The following is a 23,928-nucleotide window of genomic DNA, read 5'->3' on the forward strand; positions in this document are numbered from 1 at the left end:
GCGTCCCATGAAATAAAAAACGCTCCGCGAGGATCGCACTGCGGCAATAAGGAATCATGTCGCCAAAGCGACCCGCCGCAGGCGGAGAATCCCGCAAGCGGGATTCTTTCTTATTTCATAGGAAAGTGAAAATGCGTCCCATGAAATAATAAGCCCTCCGGGCAGGATGCACACAATGCATCCATATTGACTTAGATTCGTATTTATTTCTTTCTTCACAAGACCACGGGGATAGTATGGCGGTTTCGAGGCTGTGCATCTGTGGTCTATATTTTATTGAAAATAAAAGTTAGATGTGATGGCGGGCAGAAGGGTGCCCAAAAAAGAAAGGAATCTATTATGAAAAATCAATCATTAATGACATTAGGATATTATCAGGTACTGGAACGATTAAAAGAATATGCATTTTCAGCAAGTGCAAAAGAGCGCATCGGAAATATGAAGCCTCTCTTGTCTGAATTGGAGCTTAAAAAACATTTAAGGGATACGTCACAGGCCAGGAGTCTGACAGAACTTTACGGAACACCGCCTCTGCCGGCCATGGACCGTATAGATGAATATATAGAAAAAGCAGCCAGGGAAGCATTGCTTCTTCCGGAAGAGTTGGAAGAGATCGGTATGTTTTTAAACTCAGTAAGGCGTCTCAAAGCTTACCTGCAAAAAGGGGAGGACCAGCAGATTAGTCTTGCATTTTACAATCAGAATCTGGAGGCTTTGGACGATTTGGCAGAAGAGATTCAGAGATGCATCAGAAACCGAAGGGTTGATGATTATGCGTCGCCTTATCTGAAGGATATCAGGAAACAGATGATTCTGCTCAGTGAAAAGATTGGGGAAAAAGCAGAAAGAGCATTAAAGGCAAATCAGGCCTATCTCAGTGATTCTTTTGTGGTTAAAAGGAATGGAAGATACTGTATCCCGGTTCGGAAAAAATGCAGAAACATGGTAGCGGGAACTGTAGTGGAACAGTCCTCTACAGGAGCTACTATATTTATGGAGCCGGCATCTGTGTCAGAATTCAGGGAAGAACTGGAGATTTATCAGATCGAAGAGGATTCAGAGGAACGCAGAATTCTTTATACTCTCATGAATCTGACAGCAGAACATGAAGCGGCACTCAGAGAAAATATCCGTGTTATAGAAAAACTGGATTTTATGTTTGCCAAAGGCCGCCTGAGCCTGGATATGGATGCAGTGGAGCCAGAGATCAATCTGGAACATTATATCAGGCTTGAAAAAGCCAGACATCCGATGCTTTCCGGAGAAAGCTGCGTGCCTTTGGATTTTGAAATTGGAAAGAGCAGCCGCGGTGTTGTTATTACCGGGCCTAACACCGGGGGGAAAACAGTGGCGATTAAAACAGTGGCACTGATGAGTGCTATGGCTTGTTCGGGGCTTCATGTGCCGTGCCGGAAAGCTGAGATCTGTATGAACAATGAAATTCTCTGTGATATTGGAGATGGACAGGATATATCGGATAATTTGTCTACTTTTTCAGCTCATATAAAAAATGTGCTGGAAATATTAAAAAGAAGCCAAAAGGACAGTCTTGTCATACTGGATGAGCTGGGTTCGGGGACGGATCCTGCGGAAGGAATGGGGATTGCTGTGGCGATTCTTCAGGAACTGAGAAACAGCGGAGCATTATTTCTTGTAACGACTCATTATCCTGAGGTTAAGGAATATGCAAACCGGTATCCGGAGGTGGTAAATGCCAGAATGGAGTTTGACCGGGAAAGTCTGAAGCCGCTGTACCGGCTGAAGGTAGGAGAGGCTGGAGAGAGTTGTGCCCTGTATATTGCAAAGCGTCTGGGGTTTCCGGGAGAAATGCTCTGTGAAGCGGCCAAAGAGGCTTATGGAGAAAAAAGTGAGGCCGTCATTGACACATTGCAGCTGAGTGACAGAAAAGAAGGCCTCAAAAGAGAAAAAGCGCCTTCTATTCAGAAAATACCGCCTAAAAAAGAAAAGAGAGAAACTGGAAGAAAATTTATTACCGGAGATAGTGTCACCGTTCTGCCAGAGGAACAGATTGGAATTGTCGTGAGGCCGTCAGATGAAAATGGCCGGGTTTTGGTGCAGATTAAAAAAGAAAAAAAGCTGTACAGCCATAAACGGCTGAGATTAAAGGTGGCAGCAGAGGAGTTATATCCGGAGGATTATGATTTTTCCATCATATTTGATTCTGTTGAGAACAGAAAAGCAAGGCATAAGATGGGAAAAGGCTACAGGGATGACCTGGTTATCCGGACAGACGAATAAAAATGAACTGGTTTGAAAGGAGAATTATATGAAAATAAGAAAAGAAGAAGAGAGAGATTACGATGAGGTTTACGATCTGGTGAAAACAGCTTTTGATTCAGCAGAGCATGCAGACGGAAATGAGCAGGATCTGGTGAAAGCACTTAGAAAAAGCAGCGCTTTCGTGCCGGAACTCTCTCTCGTTGCTGAGGAAAACGGGAAGATCACAGGTCATATCATGTTTACAGAAGTAAGAATCGGTGATAAGACAGGGCTTGCCCTGGCCCCGCTGTCTGTGCTGCCGGAATGCCAGAATCAGGGCATCGGAATGGACCTGATAAAAGAAGGTCACAGAATTGCCTCTCAGATGGGGTACGGAATCTCTGTTGTGGTAGGAAGTGAACGTTATTATCCTAAGGCCGGATATCAGAAAGCAGAAGATTATGGCGTGAAAGACCCCTTTCATGTGCCGAGCGAAAATTTTATGATATGCGGTCTCGGAGAAGAAATAGGAAAGTACCAGGGTACTGTTTTATATGCAGAAGAATTTTATACTGAAGAGACAGGAAAAGAACAGGAGGAATCAGAATGACGGAAAAGGAAAAAGCAGCATTGGGAATGCTGTATGATGCCAATTATGATGAAGATCTGAAGGCGGAGAGACTTGAATGCCAGACCTTATGTGCGGAATATAACCGCCTGATGCCCAACGAAATGGAAAAAAGAACAAAGCTTATGAAGAAGATTCTCGGAAAAACAGAAGGAGAATTCGTTATAGAGCAGCCGTTTATGTGTGATTACGGAAGTAATATTGAGATTGGGGAGCGCTGCTATCTGAATTATAACTGTATTATCCTGGATGGAGCTGAGGTTACATTCGGACATGATGTTTTCGTGGCGCCTAATTGTGCCTTTTATACTGCAGGGCATCCTTTTAATATAGAACAGCGGAATGCAGGGCTTGAATATGCCTATCCGATTCATGTGGGGAATAATGTATGGATCGGGGGAAATGTAACTGTGCTCCCGGGTGTGTCTATAGGGGACGGCACCGTTGTAGCGGCAGGAAGTGTGGTGACAAAGGATCTGCCCGAAGGAGTTCTGGCGGCAGGCAATCCATGCAGAGTAATAAGAAAAATCGGGCAGGAGTAAGAGGTTATATGTCCTTTGGGCTGGCGCGCTGATGCGCGATGAGGTATACTTTAATAAAAGAAGAGGGAAGGAAGTGTGATGCATATGACAGGTCTTATTTTACAGCTGGAGTACAGTGTCAGGATTCTGCTGGCCGCAGCCTGCGGCGCATGTATCGGTTATGAGAGAACCAACAGGCTGAAGACCGCGGGCATCAGGACTCATGTGATCGTGTCACTGGCCGCTGCATTGATGATGATCATTTCCAAGTATGGATTTAACGACATTCTGGCAACACATAATGTGGGATTGGATCCATCCAGAATCGCAGCAGGGGTTGTCACAGCCATTGGATTTCTGGGCGCAGGGATTATATTTGTACATAATCAGAGCGTCAGCGGTCTGACTACAGCGGCAGGTATCTGGGCTACTGTGGGAGTCGGCATGTCTGTGGGAGGCGGTCTGTATGTGATTGGAATTTTCAGCACGATTCTGCTTATCATTGTACAGTGGATTCTGCACAGGGACTTTAAGTGGATCAAGACCCCGACTGTTGAAGTCATTACCTTAAAGCTGCCCAACAGCCCGGAAGCTGTGGAGATGATTCAGGAGACAATCCGCGAGGAATCCATAGAGATCCTGAATATCTCAGTGGAAAAGAAGGGGGAGGAAAGCATTAAGGTGAGACTTGATGTGAAGCTGCCTGACAGTTTTGATCTGTATGATGCGATTCAAAGGCTGCTGGAAAACGAAAATATTGAATCTATTGATATCTGAGGCAGAAAAGGAACCCGATATGATCAGAAAAGCACGGCAAGATGATGTAACAAGAATTACAGAGATTTATAATGAGGTGGCAGCCAATTCAGCTGCCACCTTTGATTTGCATGCAAAGTCGTTAGAAGACCGGGCTGTGTGGATGGAAGAACACAAGGGGAACCATCCTCTGCTCGTATACGAAGCGGATGGAACAGTGGCCGGCTATGCAGGATTGTCACCTTACCAGGATAAAGAAGCTTTTGATGCCACCGTGGAACTGTCCATTTACCTGGACAGCCGATACAGAGGCAGGGGAATCGGCACAAAGCTTATGGATGCAATCCTTTCTCTGGCGAGGAGCAGGGATGATATTCATACCGTTGTCTCTGTCATCACAGGAGGAAATATAGTTAGTCAAAAGCTGCATGAAAGCTTTGGATTTTGTTACTGCGGAACTATCAGGGAGGCAGGGTATAAATTCGGAAAATATCTGGATATAGACACCTACCAGTTAATTGTCAGAAATAAATAAGATTTTTGAAATTCTTTCTTTTATTCTATATGATACCCTTAGAAAGAAAAGGGGGCGGTTTTTATGGAAAGAAAGAGAGAAGGAAAGTTTAGGAATGCCGTTTTTAACGGGGTATTCATGTTTTATTTTGTGTTCTTAGTGGAAAATATTTTATTTAAATATGTACAGCCCTGGCAGATGTTCCAGTCCGGCAGGTATTTCGGGAGATCGCTGAATCTGGTACCGTTCAGACAGATCTTATCATCTTCCGGAATTGGGGATCTGAATATTTATGGAAACATTATTTTATTTGTTCCTCTGGGGATTTACCTGATGTTCTATATGAAAAAGAGTAAGACGGTGAAAAGCCTGGCATTTATTTTTATCTTAAGCTTATTTTTTGAATCATTTCAGTATGTGGCAGCCATCGGAGCTACCGATATTGATGATATTATATTAAACTGTTTAGGAGGACTTATGGGCATTATATGCTACAAGTTTCTTGTATTTATATGCAGAGGAAAGGAACAGACGGCAAAGACAGCTGTCACATGGATTGCAGCGGCGGCGGGATTACTTACTGCGGTTCTTGTAATACTGCTTTTTGCATATAATTAATGGTTTACAAGAGGCCGGATATATTTTATACTGAGTTTATAAAAAAGAAATGAGGTGGAAGGATGATTATTATTTCTTGCTAAAAATGAATCTGCATAGATTAAGAAGGACTGCCTTCTGATTTTATGCGTTCTGCAAGAAAGATCATCCAGACTGCTGCTATATAGAGTAATGTCAATGTACGCCCGGCGTGCCTGATGTTTTTGTATGCAAACCTGCAGGAAGATTCTTTCCTGCAGGTTTTTTTCGTAGGAAAGTTCTTGGAACCTTCCTGCGGTTTGCTGATTTAAGACTAGGAGGTATATATATGTCGGCCATTCAAATATCAAATTTAACATTTTCCTATGACACAAGCTTTGATTATATTTTTGAACATGTCAGTTTTCAGATTGATACAGACTGGAAACTGGGACTCACCGGACGGAACGGCCGGGGAAAGACAACATTTCTGAACCTTTTAATGGGAAAATATGAATATCAGGGCTCCATTCAATCGAATATGAAATTTGACTATTTTCCATTTCAGGCAGATGATCCATCTCTGATGACGCTGGATATTTTGGAGACTATGAATCCGCAGTATGAGCTGTGGAAGATTATAAAGGAACTGTCGATGCTGGATATTTCAGATGAAGTGCTGTACCGGCCGTTTGAAAGCCTTTCCAATGGAGAGCAGACGAAAGTACTGCTGGCAGCGCTGTTTTCCAAAGAAAATCGTTTTCTTCTCATTGATGAACCGACCAATCATCTGGATGCCGGTGCCAGGAGAAAGGCGGCAGAGTACCTGAAATCAAAGAGAGGATTTATCCTTGTCTCGCATGACCGGATGTTTCTGGATGAGTGCACAGACCATATTTTGTCTATCAACAAAACAAACATTGAAGTGCAGAGAGGGAATTTTTCTTCTTGGTATGAAAATAAGATGCTCAATGACCGGTTTGAGATGGCGGAGAATCAAAAATTGAAAAAAGAAATCGGAAGGCTCACAGATACACAGAAAAGAACAGCCGGGTGGTCCTGTGAGGCGGAAAAGACGAAACGGGGTACAAGGAACTCCGGCCTGCGTCCTGACCGGGGGTTCATCGGCCATAAGGCGGCAAAAATGATGAAGCGGTCGAAGGCCTCCGAGATGAGAAAGGAGGAGGCTGTCAGAGAGAAATCAAAGCTTCTCAAAAATATTGAGAGTGTGGACACCCTGAAGCTGGCTCCGCTTGTTCATCATGCAAAGAGGCTGGCAGAGTTTAAGGATACAGCAGTCTTTTACGGAGACAGGGCAGCGGCAGAACATCTGAACTTTACAGTGGAGCAGGGGGATCGGATTTCGCTTTCCGGGCCAAACGGATGCGGGAAATCCAGTGTTCTGAAACTTTTGACAGGAGAGGAAATTTCATATACAGGATCACTGTATATTGCAAAAGGTTTAAAAATATCTTATGTGCCTCAGAACACAGCAGGATTAAAGGGTGATCTGAAAGATTATGCCTGGCAGTATGGAATCGATGAAAGTCTATTTAAAACTATTTTAAGAAAATTAGACTTTTCAAGAAACCAGTTTGAAAAAAGAATGGAAGAATTCAGTGAGGGACAGAAGAAAAAAGTCCTGATTGCAAGGAGCCTCTGTGAAAAAGCACATCTGTATATCTGGGATGAGCCGCTGAATTTTATTGATGTATTTTCAAGGATACAGATAGAAGAGCTGCTGCTGAAAAGCCGCCCAACGCTTCTGTTTGTAGAACATGACCGGGCGTTTGGAGACAAGATCAAGACAAAAGAAGTAAAAATGAGATAAAAAACATAAATTAGCTGCGGATCTGGCCTGAATGAAGACTCTTTTTTATGGAAAGAATATCTCCTGATAAGCAAAAGGAGGTATCTATGAAAAACTGGATAGAAAAGCAATTTCATTTAAAACAATATCATACAGATTTAAAGACAGAATTTCTGGCCGGGATCACAGTATTTGTAACTATGGCCTATGCACTGGCAGCAATACCGAACATGCTGGAGGAAACAGGAGTGGATAAGCATGTGATGATGACCATAATGGTACTGCTCATTGCAGTCACTACTCTAGCAATGGCATTTTACACAAACCGGCCGTTTGCACTGGCTCCGGGCTTAAGCAGTGCAGGGATTGTGGCGGCTATGATCGCAGGGGATCAGGTGCCTGTAAAGATTGCCGGAGGCATCGTCTTTTGGAGCGGGATTTTGTTTCTGCTGATTACCTTCTTTGGGCTAAGGGAGGCGGTAGTCAGGGCCATACCTGCCAGCCTGAAATATGCTGTAAGTGCAGGAATCGGTTTGTTTATCGCGCTGATCGGAGCCAAAGGAGCGGGGCTTATTGCGGCAGACCAGGCCAGGAACAGTCTTTCTTTTGGAAATCTGGGCTCCCCGGAGGTTCTTATCGCCGTGCTGGGATTTGTTGTTCTTCTGATTTTAAGGGCAAAGAGAGTGCCCGGGGATATGATCCTTTCTATTTTGACTGCCACGGCAGCAGGAATACCGCTTGGTGTCACAAAACTGCCTGACAAGATAATATCCATGCCGGCCCCTATAGGGGGACAGCTGTTTAATATTGACATTTTAGGGGCGCTGCATGTATTATATTTGCCTTTTTTGATCGCCTTGTTTGTACCGGATTTTTTTGCCACAGTAGGAACAATTCTGGGGGTAGGAGCCAGAGCAGGATATTTAGATGATAACGGAAATTTTGACGGCATTGACAGATGCTTTCAGGTGGATGCTGCCGCCACCAGCTTTGGAGCTTTGTTCGGAATGCCGGGGATGACAACGTACCTGGAGTCTTCAGCGGGGATAGAGGCCGGAGGCAAGACAGGACTTACGGTAGTGTTTACCAGTATCTTTTTTCTGCTGGCCCTGTTTTTTGCACCGGCAGCCCTGATTATACCCTCTGCTGCTACAGCACCGGTGCTGGTCTACATTGGGATCAGCATGCTGGAAGCTATGAGACACATTCATTATGATGATATAACAGAGAGTATGCCGGCGTTTATGTGTGTTGCCTTTACGGCTCTGGCAGGAAATATTGCCAATGGGATCTGCACAGGGATTCTTTCTTATCTGGTTATGAAAGCGGCAGCAGGGAAAGTAAAAGAGATACATGTGTTCATGTATCTCTTGGGTGCGGTCAGTGTGCTTTACCTTTATACACTTGTCTAGGCAGCAGGTGCTTATTGTTTTTTTCGGAATTGCAGATAGGAGAAAATAAACGGTACAATAACTATGACGGCCAGGACTGACAGGAAGACGGGAACTTGAAGGGAAGCTGGCGCCAGGGCTGCCAATGCGGTCACAAGGCCTCCTGTAACCCACAGCTTTCCGGTAAAACGGTGTGTTCTGAACCAATTTTGTTCATCAGCCAGAGCCCAGGGAGTGCGGATACCTATAAAGTAATTATGCTTGGTCTTGGGCAGAAGGTTACCCAGAAAGATGAACAGGGAGCCTATGCCCAGGCAGAAGATGAGATTTACATTAAAATCAATGCGGAAAGCTGCGGCTATTGTCATAATCTGTACTGCAAAGAAGACCAGTCCGATTACAAAATTATATCGGTTATATTCTTTTTGGAACTTTTTATAATTGCCGGAGTTGGGATCCGTCCGCCGCATGGCCTGAAACAGTACTGTCATCAGAAAGATGAATACAGGAAACAGGAATATAATAAGTTTTGGGGCATACCGGTCTATGGCTCCCTGGGTATTCCAGTGTGCAGGAATCTGTTCCGGCAGGGAAGAGAAGACTGCAAAGGAAAGCAGCAGGGAGACTGCTGTTAATAAAAGGCTTGGTTTATATTGTTTCATTTATTTATCCTCCTTAAAACTCTGAAACCAATGGATTACTTCTTCAAATACAGAAAGATTTAATTCGTAATAGATATATTTTCCTTGTTTCTGATCAGTGATCAGATTTGCATGTTTTAAAATGTTCAGATGATGGGATACGGTAGCACCTGTCATCTGAAAATGGCTGCATATTTCTCCTGCTGACATGGAGCCGTCTTTCAGCAAGTCTAAAATCTCCCTTCTGGTAGAATCCGACAATGCTTTAAATGTTTCCTGAAAACCCACGGTACCTCCTCTCTGAATCATTTAGAAGTTTATCTAAATGAATTGTATCACAAGGTTAATACAATGGCAAGAACATTTAGAAAAATATCTAAATGTTCTGGGCAATATCATGCAAGATTTTTAACATGGGTTTGTGTTAAACTTAAAAATATGAAAGAAATAAGAGAAATATTTTATGACAAACAATTAAATATCGAAGCCTATGGGTTTTATGGCCTGAAGCAAAAGTTCCCCAATCATTTTCATGATCACTATGTGATCGGATGCATTGAAAGCGGAATGCGTAAAGTAACATGCCGGGGAGAAAAATTTCTGATTGAGCCGGGTGATCTGCTGTTTTTCAACTATAGGGAAAACCATGCCTGTGAACAGGTTGGAGATTTTCCGCTGAACTGCAGATTTATCAATATTAAAAGGGAAAGGATGAAAGAGATCACAGAAGAAATCACCGGAAAGAGTGAATATCCGGAGTTCGTTAAACCAGTGATCCGTCAGTGCTCAAAATCAGAGATGCTCCGGGAGGTCTACCGCATGGTGGCAGAGGGGAAGGAAGAGTTTGAAAAGGAGGAATTCTTTTATCTTCTGATGGAGCAGCTTCTGTCAGAATACGCAGTATTTGAAAAAAAAGGTGTCCAGGTGCCGGATACAGAAAGGCTCAATGCCGTCTGTGACTATATCAAGGAGCACTATAGTGAGAATATCTCCCTGGAGCAGCTCTGCAGAATCGCCGGGGTCAGCAGATACAGCCTTATCCGGTATTTTACTAAATATAAAAAGATAACACCATACCAGTATTTGGAATCGACTCGGATTAACCAGGCAAAGCTGTATCTGGAGGAAGGGATGGAACCGGCGGAGGCAGCGGTAATGACCGGATTTTCTGACCAGAGCCATTTCACCAATTTTTTTAAGCGGCTGTTCGGCTTGACGCCTGCCCAATATCAGCGGATTTTTACAGATAAGAGAGGATATTAGTTATGGAAGACAAAAAATACATACAAGGCCATCTGTTTGCGATGGCTACAATTTTTCTTTGGGGCACCACATTTATTTCAACAAAAATTCTGCTCCGTGAGTTTGAGCCGATCGAGATTCTTTTCTTTCGGTTTCTGCTTGGTTTTTTAGTCCTGATTCTTATTTATCCAAAAAGGATGAAGACAAGAGGCTGGAAAGAGGAAAAATATTTTATAGCTGCAGGTCTGTGCGGCATTACCCTGTACTATTTGTTTGAAAATATTGCACTGACATACACAATGGCTTCCAATGTGGGAGTCATTATTTCGATATCTCCATTTTTTACAGCACTGCTGGCAAGGATTGTGACAGGGGAAAAAGCTCTTGGAAAACGCTTCTTTTTAGGATTCTTTCTGGCTATGTGCGGTATCTGCCTTATTACTTTCGGCGGAAGCACAGCGCTTCATCTGAGCCCAAAAGGAGATTTGCTGGCGGTTCTTGCGGCATTTGTATGGGCAGCATATTCTATGCTCACAAAAAAGATCGGAAGCTTTGGACATAATATTATACAGGCCACAAGACGCTGTTTTGCATGGGGACTTTTATTTATGTCTCCTGTGCTCCTTTTTACAGACTTTTCTCTGGAAACAGAACGGTTTTTGGAACCGTTAAATATGGGAAATCTTTTATTTTTAGGGATTGGAGCATCCGCCGTCTGTTTTGTAACATGGAATACGGCGGTGAAACGTCTGGGAGCAGTGAAGACGACCGTCTATATCTATATGGTACCGGTAGTAACCATTGTTACTTCTGTCCTTATACTCGGGGAAGTGCTGACGGTAAAAGCCGCAGCTGGGGCATTTCTCACCATAGCCGGTCTGTTTTTATCAGTGGAAAGGAAGAAAAAAAGCAAAGATTGTGACTTGCTCACAGAAGTATTTCAGAAAAGCGATATAATGGGATCAGAAAGTAAATAATGATTTGATAAAAAGGAGTGACCATTATGTCAGTATTAAAAATAACAAGTGCAAATTTTGAGAAGGAAGTATTAAATGCAGAGGAGCCGGTGCTGATTGATTTCTGGGCAGCCTGGTGCGGACCATGCCGGATGATGTCACCGGTCATTGATGAGATTGCAGAGGAACTCAAAGGAATAAAAACAGGAAAGATTAATGTTGATGAAGAACAGGAGCTGGCGGTAAGATACCGTGTTATGTCCATTCCTACAATTCTGATCTTTAAGAATGGAAAAATTGTTCAGAGCTTTGTAGGAGCCAGAGACAAACAGGAAATTGTGAGGGCGCTGAAATTGCAGATGGCAGAATAAGATGATACGGGAATGTGCTATAATAAGAAGGAAAAAAGACAAGTAAAGAAAGGGGTTTCCTTATGAAGATTTATGATTTGATTATCATCGGCGCGGGTCCGGCAGGTATGTCCGCAGCCATTTATGCAAAAAGAGCCATGCTTGAAGTGCTGGTATTAGAAAAAGAGGCGATGTCAGGAGGACAGATCGTACAGACCTATGAAGTTGACAATTATCCTGGGCTCCCCAAGATGAACGGAATGGATTTGGGGGATCAGTTCTTTAACCATGCGTCTGATCTGGGAGCAGAAGTAAAAACAGGGGAAGTACTGGAGATTAAGCATGACCAGCCTGTCAAAGAGATCGTGTTAAAAGACGGAGAAGTACTGAAGACTAAGACTGTCATGCTCGCAACGGGAGCTACTCACAGAAAGCTTGGTGTTCCCGGCGAGGAAGAATTGATCGGGCTGGGTGTCTCCTACTGTGCAACCTGTGACGGAGCTTTTTTCAGGAATAAAACTGTAGCTGTCGTAGGCGGCGGCGATGTAGCTCTGGAAGATGCACTGTTTCTGAGCAGGATGTGTGAAAAAGTATATTTGATCCACAGAAGAGATGAATTCAGAGGTGCCAAGATCCTTCAGGATCAGGTGGCGAAAAACGACAAAATTCAAGTGATTTGGAATACAGTTGTGACGAAAATCGACGGAAATGAGAGAGTAGAATCTATTTCCATCAAAGATGTGCATAACGATGTGGATAAGTCACTCGATGTCGACGGATTATTTATCGCTGTGGGAACGGCTCCGCAGAGCACTCTCTTAAAAGATGAGCTTAAAATGGATGAAAGAGGCTACATTGTAGCAGGAGAGGACGGGGTAACGAATATTCCCGGAATTTTTGTAGGTGGGGACCAGAGGACCAAAAATCTGCGCCAAGTGGTGACTGCTGCCGCAGATGGGGCAAATTGTGTGGTATCAGTGGAGAATTATCTCCAAAAGTTAGAATTGCCAGACAATTAGAGGAACAGCCTAAAAACTTAAAAATCAAGGGTAAAAGTTTGTTTTGTCATATTTGTATAAGAGTCATATTTTCAAGTATTAAATCGAAAAATACAGAAAAAAAACATCACATTTTATCCACACCCTAAAATAGCGGTTCTTCGCTGTAATACAGTTATACACAAAGTTATCCACATTATCCACAGTTGATAAAGGTCGAAACAGCGGAAAGAAATTCGACAAAATGAAACATCTGTTTTGTATAGAATTTATAAAAAGATTTGTTTTCAATGGAAAAGCTATATGATATAATAATTAATATCAAATAGTAAAGGAGTTGGAAGCCATGAATTTCATTATTAGCGGTAAGAACATCGAAGTAACAGAAGGAATCAAGGCGGCAGTAGAAGAGAAATTGGGCAGGCTCGACAAGTACCTGACTGATGACATTGACATCATCGTTACTTTGAGTGTTCAAAAAGAGAGACAAAAGATTGAAGTAACAATTCCTATGAAGGGGCACATTATACGTGCAGAACAAGACAGTGCGGATATGTACGTATCCATTGATTTGGTAATTGATATTCTCGAACGTCAGATCAGAAGATATAAAACCCGTTTGATGAGTAAAAAATATGAAAGTGCAGGATTAAAGCAGGAGTTCATCGACAAGGACGAGGATGTGGATGATGATGAGATTCGTATCATCAGAAGCAAAAAGTTTGCGATCAAGCCGATGGATGTGGAGGAAGCCTGCATCCAGATGGATCTTCTGGGCCACAATTTCTTCGTATTCCGTAATGCCGACACTTTTGAAGTGAACGTAGTATATAAAAGAAAAGGCAGTACATACGGACTGATCGAACCAGAATTTTAGATGTAAGATGTATGATTTTTTAGGGAGCCGAGGCTCCCTTTTTTTATTGCATAGGAAATTCCTTTGGAATCCCCTATGCAATAAAAAGCACTCCGTGCAGGATGCGCACAAATGCATAGAGAAATTATTTGCCTGTGGCAAATTGCATTTGGCGCGCAAAGTGAACAAGCCCTTCAAAGAGTGAGGGGTTGGGGAGATGAGGTGGGCGTGCCCACTTTGTTATTTCATTTCATAGAAATGAATGCTATTAGGCTTAGAGATAAAACCAGAAATAATAAGAAACTATTAATGGAAAGAATCGAAAAGAGTTATATGGATTGAAATTAATCCATATCAGTTTATGGGCTGTAGGGAGACTTTTCTAAAAAGCAAAGGATACAAAGAAGCAAAAATACCAGACATGAATTATATCCTTATATTTCGAATAGAAAAAGGTGTTGTATATGTGCTTGGCATCTTTCACCTATTAGAAAATTACATGAATAAATTATAAAATTGGCACTGGATCTCGCAAGAGTCTAGTGCTTTCCTTTTATCAAAAGAATGGCGGTATACTCTTTATTGGAGAAACACATTTTATCTGCTATGGATGCGGCAAAGATTTGGAGATATTCATTTACTTGTCTGTTTTGTATTTAATAAGAAAGTACTCAGGCGGGCAGGGCCGCTTAAAAAGCGGTTCTAAATGCGATAAAAGTGTACTTGTATGCGGGTAACTGCATATTCTTTTTAACAAAAGCTTTTGTTGCCTACCTATTCCATAAGTGTTACAATATCATAGATTACATGTGAATTTGATTATTTGGGAGTGAAACTATGAGTTTAATAGGAAAAATTTTTGGTTCGCACAGCGAAAAAGAGCTGAAGCGGATCAGTGGAATAGTTGATAAAATCGAAGCATTGGATGAACCAATGCAAAAATTATCCGATGAGGAATTAAGAAATAAGACCGCTGAATTTAAAGAACGGCTGAGCAGCGGGGAAACCTTGGATGATCTTCTGCCTGAGGCCTATGCGGTTGTCAGAGAAGCCAGCGCAAGAACCATCGGGCTGAAGCATTACCGGGTTCAGCTGATCGGCGGAATCATTCTTCACCAGGGAAGAATCGCAGAGATGCGTACTGGTGAAGGTAAGACTCTGGTCTCCACTCTTCCTGCTTATCTGAATGCCCTGGAAGAGAAGGGTGTCCACATTGTAACAGTCAATGATTATCTGGCTACCCGTGATGCCGAATGGATGGGACAGGTCCACAGCTTTTTAGGTGTTACCGTGGGCGTTGTCACCAATGATATGGAAAACGATGAACGCAGGGCCGCTTATAACTGCGATATTACGTATATCACAAATAATGAACTCGGATTTGATTATCTGAGAGACAACATGGTGATTGAAAAAGAAGATCTTGTACAGCGGGATCTTCATTATGCCATTGTGGATGAGGTCGATTCCGTTTTGATTGATGAGGCCAGAACGCCGTTGATTATTTCCGGCCAGAGCGGAAAGTCTACAGAGCTTTACCGTGCCTGTGACATTCTGGCAAGACAGATGGAGCGGGGTACTTCCAACGGAGAGCTTTCCAAGATGGATATTCTTATGAATGAGGATATTGAGGAAGACGGAGACTTTTTGGTCAATGAGAAGGATAAGCACGTGCTTCTGACTGCCCAGGGTGTGAAGAAGGTGGAAGAATTCTTCCATATTGATAATCTGGCAGATCCGGAAAACCTTGCAATCCAGCACAATATCATCCTGGCACTGCGTGCCCACAATCTTATGTTCATCGATAAAGATTATGTGGTAAAAGATGACGAGGTACTGATTGTTGATGAATTTACCGGACGTATTATGCCTGGAAGACGGTATTCAGACGGGCTTCATCAGGCTATAGAGGCAAAAGAGGGAGTTAAGGTAAAGAGAGAGTCCAAGACTCTGGCTACCATTACATTCCAGAATTTCTTCAATAAATATGATAAGAAATCCGGAATGACCGGTACAGCGGAGACAGAGGAACAGGAATTCCGTGAGATCTACGGAATGGACGTTGTGGTTATCCCAACCAATAAGCCGGTCGTACGTGTTGACCATGAAGATGCGATCTATAAAACAAAACATGAAAAGATGAATGCGGTTGTGGAAGAGATTGCTGCCTCCCATGCCAAAGGACAGCCGGTTCTTGTAGGTACGATTACCATCGATATGTCAGAGGAACTGAGCCGTATGCTTAAGAAGCGCGGCATCAAGCACAATGTGCTGAATGCTAAGTTCCACGAAAAGGAAGCGGAGATCATCTCTCATGCAGGTGAGATAGGAGCAGTTACCATCGCTACCAACATGGCAGGCCGTGGTACGGATATTGTTCTGGCAGACGGAGTATCTGATCTTGGAGGACTTAAGATCATCGGTACGGAGCGTCATGAATCCAGGCGTATTGATAATCAGCTGAGAGGACGTGCAGGCCGTCAGGGAGACCCGGGTGAGTCCAAATTCTACCTGTCTCTGGAAGATGATCTGATGAGACTGTTCGGGTCTGAGCGCATGATTTCTGTGTACAATGCTCTGGGAATACCGGAAGGAGAAGAGATTCAGCATAAATCTATCAGCAGAACGATTGAAAAGGCTCAGAAGAAGATTGAGAATAATAACTTTGGAATCCGTAAAAACCTTCTGGATTATGACCGTGTAAACAATGAACAGAGAGAGATCATGTACAAAGAGCGCCGCCGTGTACTGGACGGGGAAAATATGAAAGACTCTGTTCTTCATATGATTAAGGAAACTATTTCTGACTACGTGAATCAGTGTGCCAGTGAGGATGCAGCACCGGAAGAATGGGATATGGACACTCTGAATGCAGAACTGCGTCCGATCATTCCGTTTGGAAAGATTGAGCTGAGCCAGGAAGAGATCCAGTCAGGGAAACCGGAAATGCTTGCTGAGCGTCTGCAGGATGAGGCTGTGGAGATGTATGCGCAGAAGGAAAAAGAATTTGAAGATTATGACCTGAGAGAGATTGAACGCATTATTCTGCTGAAGGTCATTGACCGCAAGTGGATGGATCATATTGATGATATGGACCAGCTGCGGGAAGGAATCGGCATGCAGGCATACGGACAGAGAGATCCCGTCGTGGAATACCGTATGGCAGGGTTTGAAATGTTTAATGTGATGACAAAGGCAATCCAGGAAGAAACAACCGGAGCTCTGTTCCATGTAGAAATCGAACAGAAAGTGGAAAAAGAGCAGGTTGCCCAGGTCACAGGCACAAATAAAGATGACAGCGGTGTAAAGACTCCGTATAAGAGAAAAGGGGAGAAGATCGGAAGGAATGATCCATGCCCATGCGGAAGCGGAAAGAAATATAAAAACTGCTGTGGAAGAAATTAAGGAGTTTTTAGAGTGATTGAATTAGATCAGTTAAAATATAATCTGAATTCCTACCGGGAGCCGCTTGAGAAATTAAGCGGTTCTCTTGGCTTGGAAGAAAAAAAAGAGCGGATTGAGCAGCTGGAGCTTGATATGGAAGCGCCGGGATTTTGGGAGGACTTAGAAGAATCCCAGAAAGTAGTAAAAGAGGTCAAAGGCCTGAAGGACCAGGTAGAGGGCTATGAAAGCCTGACCGGGCAGTTTGAAGATATTGAAACTTTAATTGAGATGGCGGCAGAGGAAGAAGATGAAGAACTGGCAGCAGAAACCCAGGAAGCTTTTGCGGAGTTTGAGGCGTCCTATGAAAGCCTGCGTATTTCTACGCTTCTGAGCGGGGAATATGACAGGAATAATGCGATTTTGAGCCTTCATGCAGGAGCCGGAGGAACCGAGTCCTGTGACTGGGCCAGTATGCTGTACCGGATGTACACCCGCTGGGCCGGCAAAAAGGGATTTGAGACAAAGGTCATTGACTATCTGGACGGGGATGAGGCAGGGATCAAATCTGTCACTGTAGAGATTAAAGGCGAGAATGCCTATGGGTATCTGAGGTCTGAGAGAGGTGTCCACCGTCTGGTGAGGATATCGCCGTTTAATGCAGCCGGAAAGAGGCAGACATCCTTTGCATCCTGCGATGTGATGCCGGAGATTGATGAAGACTTAAACGTGGAGATTGCCGATGAGGATATCCGCATTGATACCTACAGGGCCAGCGGTGCCGGGGGCCAGCATATTAATAAGACAGACTCTGCTATCCGGATTACCCATCTGCCTACTGGAATTGTTGTCCAGTGCCAGAATGAGAGGTCACAGCATAAGAATAAAGACCAGGCCATGAAAATGCTTAAGACAAAGCTGTATCTTTTGAAGGAACAGCAGCATTTAGAAAAGCTTTCAGACATACGGGGAGATGTGGGAGACAATGGATGGGGCAGCCAGATCCGTTCCTATGTGCTCCAGCCTTATACTATGGTAAAGGATCACAGGACAGGAAAAGAGAGCGGCAATCCTTCTGCTGTACTGGACGGAGACCTGGATGGATTCATGAATGCATACCTGGCATGGAGTGATGATTAAGAAGACGCTGCGGTATGTGGCCGGAACAGTTGCTGTTCTGGTCCTGTCCGCGGCGTTGTTTTCTTTGTTCTGTTTTTGGCAGGTTGCATCTTCGGATGAAGTGTTGTATATGGAAGATCAGCAGTCTATACCAAAAGCCGATGCTGTGATTATACCGGGGGCTAAAGTGGCAGACGGCATTCCTTCTGACCCTCTGAAAGACAGGGTGGAGACGGCGGTAAAACTGTACAGGTGGAAGAAAGCCCGCAAGTTTTATCTTTCAGGAGGAAAAGATGAAACTGAGGTGATGAAGAAAATGCTGTTATTACAAAACATTCCTGAAGATTCTATTGTGGTGGATGAAGGGGGAATGGATACATATGATACCATCTTCCGGATCCGCAGCCAGGCAGAAGATAAAACATTTCTTATTTCAACACAGGAGCAGTATGCAAAGAGAACAGCATTTTTGGCTGAAAAACTTCAGCTGAAGGCAAGATGTGTCCGGGCGGATCAGATGTTTTATAAAAGTGCAGGGAAGACAAAGGTGAGAGAATATTTTGCATGTACTAAGGCCTGGCTGGAGGTAGTCCTGTTCAAACCGGAGCCCTATTATTCACTCAGGGAACTTCCAATCAGGGGAGAAAACGACAGATGAAAAGACGAATGTTCCTGCTTTTTGCTGCAGTGTTCCTTCTGTCCGGATGCCGGCAGGAGATAAAAAAGAATCCGAACAATGAAGGATATGACCGGCAGAAGGCAGTGGATTATGCAGTAAAATATGCGGAAAAAAGAAATCCTGAGTACCCAAATATGCAGCTTAACTGTACCAATTTCGTATCCCAGTGCCTGATAGCCGGAGGGAAAAAAGAAGATGCGGGAAAAGCACCGAAAAGCGGGCATGGCATCAGCTTTGACAGAGATAAAAATAAATGGTACAGTAATAAAAAAGTGTGGAACAGCAGGCGTCCTGCAAGTTTTTACACATCGGCAGCTTTTGTGCGCACTGATGCCTTTTTTGAGTATTGGACCAAGGGAAGAGGGCTTGAATTAAAGAAATACAGGAATACATTTGACGGACGAGGGAAACTGATCAAGGAAGCAGAGCCGGGGGATGTATTTCTGTTTTATGATGGGGAAGGAACTATCGTCCATTTTGGACTCATTACCAAAAAAACGGATCATGATTTGTTTTTTTCGGCAAATACAAAGGATAGAAAAAACTTCAGTATATGCAGTATTAATTCAAGTTATTATCCTTTATACGGAGTTTTATTTGTAAAGTAGCAAAACTTAAAATCACAAAGGAGGGTCTATATGAGGAACATCAGAAAGTGCACCGGAACGGGGCTTGATATGCTGACCGCAGAAGTTAAAATTGAGAAGGGCAGCACAGGAGACCGTACCTATACGGCCAACTGGGAGGAAGTTAAGAATACCTCCACAGAAGAAAGTACGGCAAGGGAACAGACAGCAGATACTTCTGAGACAACGACAGGCGGTAAGGAAACAACAACATCCAAAGAGAAAACAGAAGAAAAGAAAGGAAGTAATGTTGCCGGAACAGGTGATTTTACTTCTGCGGAACTTGTGAAATACATTTCGCTGTCTGCGGCAGCACTGCTGTGTGTTATTTGGCTGATCTTCAGATACTTAAAAAAATAGAGACGGGATTACTGCAGGGCATACATTCTGCATGGATTGTATGCCCTGTCTTTTTAATTAATTATTAAATGGTTGCTTCTTTTATGAAAATATGATAGTATCGTCTGGAAAAACAAGTGTGTTCAGCACACGTACAGAGGTGGACTATGTTAGAAGATTCAAAGTATTATGTTATTAAGAAAAAGGCAGTTCCTGAGGTTCTGTTAAAGGTCCTGGAAGTGCAGAAGCTTCTGGATGCCGAGCAGGCAAAGTCCATTCAGGAGGCAACAGAGATTGTGGGGATCAGCCGGAGCTCTTACTATAAGTACAAAGATGACATTTTCCCTTTTCATGCAAGCAAGAAGGGACGAAACATCACATTTGTAATTGAAGTGGAGGATCAGCCGGGTGTCATGGCCTCGGTACTTCAGGTGTTTGCTAAGTATAAGGCCAATATCCTGACAATTCACCAAAGCATTCCAATCAATGGGAAAGGGGTGCTGACTGTCAGTGTGGACATTGTTGATATGGAGACGGATGTGTCTGCCATGATCGAAAGTGTAGAGAAGCTTGATAACATAACATATGTAAAGATAATTGCAAAGGAGTAAAGCAGATGATAAACATTGCAGTATTAGGATACGGAACGATTGGTTCAGGAGTTGTAGAGGTTATTGAGACAAATCACGAGAGCATTAACCATAAGATCGGAGAACCGATCCATGTCAAATATGTGCTGGACAAAAGGGATTTGTCTGATACACCGGTGGCCTCAAAAGCAGTCACAGATTATAATACAATTTTAAATGACGATGAGGTAAGCATCGTAGTTGAAGTTTTAGGCGGTGTGGAACCCGCATATACTTTTGCAACGCAGGCATTGGAGCATGGAAAAAGCGTGGCAACGTCAAACAAAGAACTGGTGGCTGAAAAGGGAGCAGAGCTTTTGGCCCTTGCAAAGTCCAAAAACCTGAACTTCTTATTTGAAGCCAGTGTGGGAGGGGGAATCCCGATCATCCGTCCATTAAACCAGTCTTTGACGGCTGATGAGATCAATGAGATCACCGGAATTCTCAACGGTACGACAAACTATATTCTGACGAAGATGGCAGATGAAGGAGCTGATTTTGACGAAGTCTTAAAAGATGCCCAGAATAAGGGGTATGCCGAACTTCATCCGGAAGCAGACGTAGAAGGTTATGATGCGTGCAGGAAGATCGCAATTCTGACTTCCCTGGCATTTGGAATGCAGGTAGATTACGAGGATGTACATACCGAAGGCATCACAAAGATTACAGAAACCGATATGAAATATGCGAAAGCCTTGAACATGAGCATCAAACTTCTTGGAACAAGCAAAAAAATCGGAGATAATGTATATGCTATGGTATGCCCTATGATGATTGGAAAGGACCATCCTCTCATCGGAGTCAACGATGTGTTTAATGGTATTTTTGTAAACGGAAATGTGATTGGAGATGTGATGTTCTACGGAGCGGGGGCAGGAAAACTTCCTACAGCCAGTGCTGTCGTAGCTGATGTCATTGACGCGGCAAAACATAAAGAGAGAAATATTATGCAGATTTGGAGTGAGAAGAAGCTTCATCTTGCAGATATCGGAGAGTTTGAACATAAATTCTTTATACGTCTGCCGAAAGACTGCGACAGTTCAAAAGTAAAAGAAGTTTTTGGGGATGTAGAAGAAGTTTCAGCAGAAGGGGTGACAGATGAATTTGCATTTGTTACACTGAAAATGAAAGAAAAAGACTATCAGGAGAAGATCAAAGCGTTTGAATCCGTTTTGGGAATGATCCGTATTAATGTAAAATAGATTTGGAGGACTAGTTTATGAAATATGTTGTTGTGTTGGGAGACGGGATGGCCGATGAGCCTATAGAGCAGCTCGGCGGAAAAACACCGCTCCAGGCGGCCAGAACCCCGGTTATGGATGCCATGGTAAAGGTATCTGAACAGGGAATCGCCTATACAGTACCGGAGAACCTTCCGGCCGGAAGCGATGTGGCAAATCTGGCTATGCTGGGGTATGATCCCCAGAAATATTATTCCGGAAGATCTCCGCTGGAGGCTCTGTCTATCGGCGTGGATATGAAGGATACCGATATTGCTTTGCGCTGCAACATTGTCACTTTGTCAGAGGACGAAGTTTATGAAGAAAAGACGATCATTGATCACAGTTCCGGTGAGATTACCACAGAGGAAGCAAAGATCCTGATCGATGCAGTAAAAAAGGAACTGGAGACAGAAGAGTTTCACTATTATCCGGGAGTGAGCTACCGCCATCTTACCATATGGGATCACGGATATACTGCGGAACTGACACCGCCGCATGACATTCTGGGCAGAAAGATCGGAGAATATCTGCCAAAAGAAGAAAAACTCCGTGCGATGATGGAAAAGAGTTTTCAGATATTAAATCATCATCCGGTCAACCAAAAACGCAGGGAGATGGGACTGAATCCAGCCAACAGCATTTGGTTCTGGGGTGCAGGAACCCGTCCGGCATTGGATGATTTTGAAGCTAAGACCGGAAAGAAGGGTGCCATGGTCTCTGCTGTGGATCTGCTGAAAGGCATCGCAGTGGGCACGCATATGCTGAATTTAGATGTAGAGGGTGCCACAGGCGGCCTTGATACAAATTATAAAGGGAAAGCCATGGCTGCCGTGGATTCTCTGACTGAGCAGGGAGCAGACGTTGTCTATATCCATGTGGAAGCTCCTGACGAGATGGGGCACCAGGGAAGTGTGGAGAATAAAGTCAAAGCTATTGAATTTCTGGATGACCAGGTTATCCGTGTGGTGGCAGAGGAACTGAAAAAACGGGGAGAGGATTTCCGGATGCTCATCGGACCGGACCACCCGACGCCGATCTCTATCCGTACTCACTCTAAGGATCCCATTCCGTTTATGATCTATGACAGTACAAAGAAGACAGAAGGACAAAGCGAATACAGCGAAGAAGCGGCAAAGAGCACAGGGCTTGTGATGAATCACGGACACGATCTGATGAACCGGCTTTTACAAAAATAAGAGAAAATTTTAGGAGGCAAGGATGCTAATTGTTAAGAAATTCGGAGGTACATCCGTAGGAAATAAAGAAAGGATCTTAAATGTGGCAAACCGCTGCATTGAGGAATACCAGAAAGGAAATGATGTGGTTGTGGTTTTGTCTGCCATGGGAAAGATGACAGACGAGCTGATCGCGATGGCAAAAGACATAAATCCAAATCCGCCGAAACGGGAGATGGATATGCTTCTGACCACCGGAGAACAGACATCCGTTGCTATGATGGCTATGGCTATGCACTCTATGGGAGTGCCTGCTGTGTCCCTGAATGCATTTCAGGTAGCTATGCATACCACACATGCCTACAGCAACGCCAGAATTAAACGGATTGATACAGACCGCATTTTTAACGAGCTGGAACAGAGAAAGATTGTTATTGTGACCGGCTTCCAGGGAGTAGACCGTTATGATAATTATACGACTTTAGGGCGGGGAGGCTCCGATACTACGGCAGTTGCCCTGGCAGCAGCATTAAATGCCGATGCCTGTGAAATTTATACAGATGTTGACGGGGTTTACACAGCAGATCCAAGGAAGGTTTCTACAGCTAAAAAACTTCAGGAGATCACTTACGATGAAATGCTGGAGATGGCTACACTGGGTGCAGGAGTTCTCCACAACCGTTCCGTAGAGCTTGCGAAAAAGCATGGAGTGCAGCTGGTGGTCCGTTCCAGTCTGACCAAGGAAGAAGGAACTGTTGTAAAAGAGAGAATTATGATGCCTCAGGCTGAGATCAGCGGCGTAGCGGGAGATGACGATGCAGCGCGTATCTCTGTAACCGGGCTGGAAGATGAGCCGGGGGTTGCTTTTAAACTGTTTAATATTCTTGCAAAGAGAAATATTAATATTGATATCATTCTGCAGTCTGTTGGACAGAACAAGAAGAAAGATATTTCTTTTACAGTGAAGGAAGACGATGCTGAACTGGCAGTCAAAACGATTAAAGAACACCTTCCGGTGGGAACTTATGCGGACGTGGATGCGACTACAGATGTGGCAAAAGTATCCATTATCGGAAGCGGACTCATCGGCCATTCCGGAATGGCTGCCCGCATGTTTGAGGCACTGTATGAAGTGGGTGTGAATATCCGGATGATTTCAACATCTGAGATCCGGGTAACTGTTATCGTGGACCGGGACGACATGGTAAAAGCCATGAATGCAGCCCACAATGCGTTTGAACTGTAAGAAATGTACAAAGAGGGAACACCGCCTGCATTCCGGGCGGTGTTTTGTTTTT

The 23,928-nt window shown here is 43.7% G+C and carries 25 protein-coding genes; 23 read left to right on the forward strand and 2 right to left on the reverse strand.

What is annotated here, in order from left to right:
- Positions 1–339: 339 nt before the first annotated feature.
- The 8 genes from KH180_RS13135 (at position 340) to KH180_RS13170 (ending at position 8,437) form a co-directional block, all read left to right on the forward strand.
- Positions 340–2,259, forward strand: a complete 1,920-nt coding sequence (locus KH180_RS13135; RefSeq protein ID WP_290761062.1) for an endonuclease MutS2 — start codon at positions 340–342, stop codon at positions 2,257–2,259.
- A gap of 28 nt (positions 2,260–2,287) precedes the next feature.
- Positions 2,288–2,830: a GNAT family N-acetyltransferase gene (locus KH180_RS13140; protein WP_290761064.1), complete on the forward strand. Its 543-nt coding sequence runs from the start codon at positions 2,288–2,290 to the stop codon at positions 2,828–2,830.
- Complete coding sequence (locus KH180_RS13145; RefSeq protein ID WP_290761066.1) at positions 2,827–3,390, forward strand: sugar O-acetyltransferase; 564 nt, start codon at positions 2,827–2,829, stop codon at positions 3,388–3,390. The genes KH180_RS13140 and KH180_RS13145 overlap by 4 nt, the downstream gene beginning before the upstream one ends.
- Positions 3,391–3,474: 84 nt before the next feature.
- A complete protein-coding gene (locus KH180_RS13150; protein ID WP_330624561.1) occupies positions 3,475–4,146 on the forward strand; it encodes an MgtC/SapB family protein in 672 nt (223 codons plus the stop codon).
- 19 nt (positions 4,147–4,165) lie between these two features.
- Positions 4,166–4,660, forward strand: a complete 495-nt coding sequence (locus tag KH180_RS13155) for a GNAT family N-acetyltransferase (RefSeq protein ID WP_290761069.1) — start codon at positions 4,166–4,168, stop codon at positions 4,658–4,660.
- A gap of 63 nt (positions 4,661–4,723) precedes the next feature.
- Positions 4,724–5,257 (forward strand): VanZ family protein, encoded by a 534-nt coding sequence (locus KH180_RS13160; protein WP_290761071.1) that lies wholly within the window; start codon positions 4,724–4,726, stop codon positions 5,255–5,257.
- Between the two features lie 307 nt (positions 5,258–5,564).
- Positions 5,565–7,046, forward strand: coding sequence for a ribosomal protection-like ABC-F family protein (gene abc-f / locus KH180_RS13165; RefSeq protein ID WP_290761073.1), 1,482 nt, complete (start codon positions 5,565–5,567; stop codon positions 7,044–7,046).
- A gap of 86 nt (positions 7,047–7,132) precedes the next feature.
- On the forward strand, positions 7,133–8,437 hold the full coding sequence (locus KH180_RS13170) for an NCS2 family permease (protein WP_290761075.1): 1,305 nt from the start codon (positions 7,133–7,135) through the stop codon (positions 8,435–8,437).
- 11 nt (positions 8,438–8,448) lie between these two features.
- Here KH180_RS13170 and KH180_RS16870 read toward each other — a convergent pair whose 3' ends face one another.
- Both KH180_RS16870 and KH180_RS13180 read right to left on the reverse strand, forming a co-directional pair.
- The gene (locus KH180_RS16870) at positions 8,449–9,078 is read right to left on the reverse strand and encodes an SdpI family protein (protein ID WP_290761077.1); all 630 of its coding nucleotides are present in this window, start codon (positions 9,076–9,078) and stop codon (positions 8,449–8,451) included.
- The gene (locus KH180_RS13180; protein ID WP_290761079.1) at positions 9,079–9,345 is read right to left on the reverse strand and encodes an autorepressor SdpR family transcription factor; all 267 of its coding nucleotides are present in this window, start codon (positions 9,343–9,345) and stop codon (positions 9,079–9,081) included.
- A 150-nt stretch (positions 9,346–9,495) separates the two neighbouring features.
- Here KH180_RS13180 and KH180_RS13185 point away from each other — a divergent pair, with 150 nt between their 5' ends.
- The 15 genes from KH180_RS13185 to KH180_RS13255 all read left to right on the forward strand — a co-directional run bounded on the left by KH180_RS13185 (position 9,496) and on the right by KH180_RS13255 (position 23,876).
- A complete protein-coding gene (locus tag KH180_RS13185) occupies positions 9,496–10,320 on the forward strand; it encodes an AraC family transcriptional regulator (protein ID WP_290761081.1) in 825 nt (274 codons plus the stop codon).
- Between the two features lie 2 nt (positions 10,321–10,322).
- On the forward strand, positions 10,323–11,276 hold the full coding sequence (locus KH180_RS13190; protein WP_290761082.1) for a DMT family transporter: 954 nt from the start codon (positions 10,323–10,325) through the stop codon (positions 11,274–11,276).
- A 26-nt stretch (positions 11,277–11,302) separates the two neighbouring features.
- Complete coding sequence (gene trxA / locus KH180_RS13195; protein WP_290761083.1) at positions 11,303–11,626, forward strand: thioredoxin; 324 nt, start codon at positions 11,303–11,305, stop codon at positions 11,624–11,626.
- 62 nt (positions 11,627–11,688) lie between these two features.
- Positions 11,689–12,624: a thioredoxin-disulfide reductase gene (gene trxB / locus KH180_RS13200; RefSeq protein ID WP_290761085.1), complete on the forward strand. Its 936-nt coding sequence runs from the start codon at positions 11,689–11,691 to the stop codon at positions 12,622–12,624.
- Between the two features lie 325 nt (positions 12,625–12,949).
- Positions 12,950–13,480, forward strand: coding sequence for a ribosome hibernation-promoting factor, HPF/YfiA family (gene hpf / locus KH180_RS13205; RefSeq protein ID WP_290761087.1), 531 nt, complete (start codon positions 12,950–12,952; stop codon positions 13,478–13,480).
- A 111-nt stretch (positions 13,481–13,591) separates the two neighbouring features.
- Positions 13,592–13,801 carry a hypothetical protein gene (locus KH180_RS13210; RefSeq protein ID WP_290761088.1) on the forward strand — a complete coding sequence of 70 codons (210 nt, stop codon included), beginning with the start codon at positions 13,592–13,594 and terminating at the stop codon, positions 13,799–13,801.
- A gap of 495 nt (positions 13,802–14,296) precedes the next feature.
- Positions 14,297–16,864 carry a preprotein translocase subunit SecA gene (gene secA / locus KH180_RS13215; protein WP_290761090.1) on the forward strand — a complete coding sequence of 856 codons (2,568 nt, stop codon included), beginning with the start codon at positions 14,297–14,299 and terminating at the stop codon, positions 16,862–16,864.
- A 12-nt stretch (positions 16,865–16,876) separates the two neighbouring features.
- Complete coding sequence (gene prfB, locus KH180_RS13220; RefSeq protein ID WP_290761092.1) at positions 16,877–17,980, forward strand: peptide chain release factor 2; 1,104 nt, start codon at positions 16,877–16,879, stop codon at positions 17,978–17,980.
- On the forward strand, positions 17,952–18,617 hold the full coding sequence (locus KH180_RS13225; RefSeq protein ID WP_290761094.1) for a SanA/YdcF family protein: 666 nt from the start codon (positions 17,952–17,954) through the stop codon (positions 18,615–18,617). Before prfB ends, KH180_RS13225 begins: the two co-directional genes overlap by 29 nt.
- Positions 18,614–19,246, forward strand: coding sequence for an amidase domain-containing protein (locus KH180_RS13230; protein WP_290761096.1), 633 nt, complete (start codon positions 18,614–18,616; stop codon positions 19,244–19,246). Before KH180_RS13225 ends, KH180_RS13230 begins: the two co-directional genes overlap by 4 nt.
- Positions 19,247–19,276: 30 nt before the next feature.
- Positions 19,277–19,624 carry a hypothetical protein gene (locus KH180_RS13235; RefSeq protein ID WP_290761097.1) on the forward strand — a complete coding sequence of 116 codons (348 nt, stop codon included), beginning with the start codon at positions 19,277–19,279 and terminating at the stop codon, positions 19,622–19,624.
- 146 nt (positions 19,625–19,770) lie between these two features.
- Complete coding sequence (locus KH180_RS13240) at positions 19,771–20,214, forward strand: ACT domain-containing protein (RefSeq protein ID WP_290761099.1); 444 nt, start codon at positions 19,771–19,773, stop codon at positions 20,212–20,214.
- A 5-nt stretch (positions 20,215–20,219) separates the two neighbouring features.
- Positions 20,220–21,434: a homoserine dehydrogenase gene (locus KH180_RS13245; RefSeq protein ID WP_290761101.1), complete on the forward strand. Its 1,215-nt coding sequence runs from the start codon at positions 20,220–20,222 to the stop codon at positions 21,432–21,434.
- A 17-nt stretch (positions 21,435–21,451) separates the two neighbouring features.
- A complete protein-coding gene (locus KH180_RS13250) occupies positions 21,452–22,651 on the forward strand; it encodes a cofactor-independent phosphoglycerate mutase (RefSeq protein WP_290761103.1) in 1,200 nt (399 codons plus the stop codon).
- Between the two features lie 22 nt (positions 22,652–22,673).
- Complete coding sequence (locus KH180_RS13255; protein ID WP_290761105.1) at positions 22,674–23,876, forward strand: aspartate kinase; 1,203 nt, start codon at positions 22,674–22,676, stop codon at positions 23,874–23,876.
- Positions 23,877–23,928 lie beyond the last annotated feature (52 nt).

The sequence above is a fragment of the Anaerostipes sp. genome, from assembly GCF_018381315.1.
Taxonomy (GTDB): Bacteria; Bacillota; Clostridia; order Lachnospirales; family Lachnospiraceae; genus Anaerostipes.

Excerpts from the sequence above, each read along its gene's own strand:
- KH180_RS13155 (WP_290761069.1), top strand. The coding sequence starts at position 4,166 with ATGATCAGAAAAGCACGGCAAGATGATGTAACAAGAATTACAGAGATT.
- trxB (WP_290761085.1), top strand. The coding sequence starts at position 11,689 with ATGAAGATTTATGATTTGATTATCATCGGCGCGGGTCCGGCAGGTATG.
- KH180_RS13255 (WP_290761105.1), top strand. The coding sequence starts at position 22,674 with ATGCTAATTGTTAAGAAATTCGGAGGTACATCCGTAGGAAATAAAGAA.
- hpf (WP_290761087.1), top strand. The coding sequence starts at position 12,950 with ATGAATTTCATTATTAGCGGTAAGAACATCGAAGTAACAGAAGGAATC.
- KH180_RS16870 (WP_290761077.1), bottom strand. The coding sequence starts at position 9,078 with ATGAAACAATATAAACCAAGCCTTTTATTAACAGCAGTCTCCCTGCTG.
- KH180_RS13235 (WP_290761097.1), top strand. The coding sequence starts at position 19,277 with ATGAGGAACATCAGAAAGTGCACCGGAACGGGGCTTGATATGCTGACC.
- secA (WP_290761090.1), top strand. The coding sequence starts at position 14,297 with ATGAGTTTAATAGGAAAAATTTTTGGTTCGCACAGCGAAAAAGAGCTG.
- KH180_RS13240 (WP_290761099.1), top strand. The coding sequence starts at position 19,771 with ATGTTAGAAGATTCAAAGTATTATGTTATTAAGAAAAAGGCAGTTCCT.
- KH180_RS13185 (WP_290761081.1), top strand. The coding sequence starts at position 9,496 with ATGAAAGAAATAAGAGAAATATTTTATGACAAACAATTAAATATCGAA.
- KH180_RS13210 (WP_290761088.1), top strand. The coding sequence starts at position 13,592 with ATGCATAGAGAAATTATTTGCCTGTGGCAAATTGCATTTGGCGCGCAA.
- KH180_RS13230 (WP_290761096.1), top strand. The coding sequence starts at position 18,614 with ATGAAAAGACGAATGTTCCTGCTTTTTGCTGCAGTGTTCCTTCTGTCC.
- abc-f (WP_290761073.1), top strand. The coding sequence starts at position 5,565 with ATGTCGGCCATTCAAATATCAAATTTAACATTTTCCTATGACACAAGC.
- KH180_RS13225 (WP_290761094.1), top strand. The coding sequence starts at position 17,952 with ATGCATACCTGGCATGGAGTGATGATTAAGAAGACGCTGCGGTATGTG.
- trxA (WP_290761083.1), top strand. The coding sequence starts at position 11,303 with ATGTCAGTATTAAAAATAACAAGTGCAAATTTTGAGAAGGAAGTATTA.
- KH180_RS13160 (WP_290761071.1), top strand. The coding sequence starts at position 4,724 with ATGGAAAGAAAGAGAGAAGGAAAGTTTAGGAATGCCGTTTTTAACGGG.
- KH180_RS13135 (WP_290761062.1), top strand. The coding sequence starts at position 340 with ATGAAAAATCAATCATTAATGACATTAGGATATTATCAGGTACTGGAA.
- KH180_RS13150 (WP_330624561.1), top strand. The coding sequence starts at position 3,475 with ATGACAGGTCTTATTTTACAGCTGGAGTACAGTGTCAGGATTCTGCTG.
- KH180_RS13140 (WP_290761064.1), top strand. The coding sequence starts at position 2,288 with ATGAAAATAAGAAAAGAAGAAGAGAGAGATTACGATGAGGTTTACGAT.
- KH180_RS13170 (WP_290761075.1), top strand. The coding sequence starts at position 7,133 with ATGAAAAACTGGATAGAAAAGCAATTTCATTTAAAACAATATCATACA.
- KH180_RS13245 (WP_290761101.1), top strand. The coding sequence starts at position 20,220 with ATGATAAACATTGCAGTATTAGGATACGGAACGATTGGTTCAGGAGTT.
- KH180_RS13145 (WP_290761066.1), top strand. The coding sequence starts at position 2,827 with ATGACGGAAAAGGAAAAAGCAGCATTGGGAATGCTGTATGATGCCAAT.
- KH180_RS13250 (WP_290761103.1), top strand. The coding sequence starts at position 21,452 with ATGAAATATGTTGTTGTGTTGGGAGACGGGATGGCCGATGAGCCTATA.
- KH180_RS13190 (WP_290761082.1), top strand. The coding sequence starts at position 10,323 with ATGGAAGACAAAAAATACATACAAGGCCATCTGTTTGCGATGGCTACA.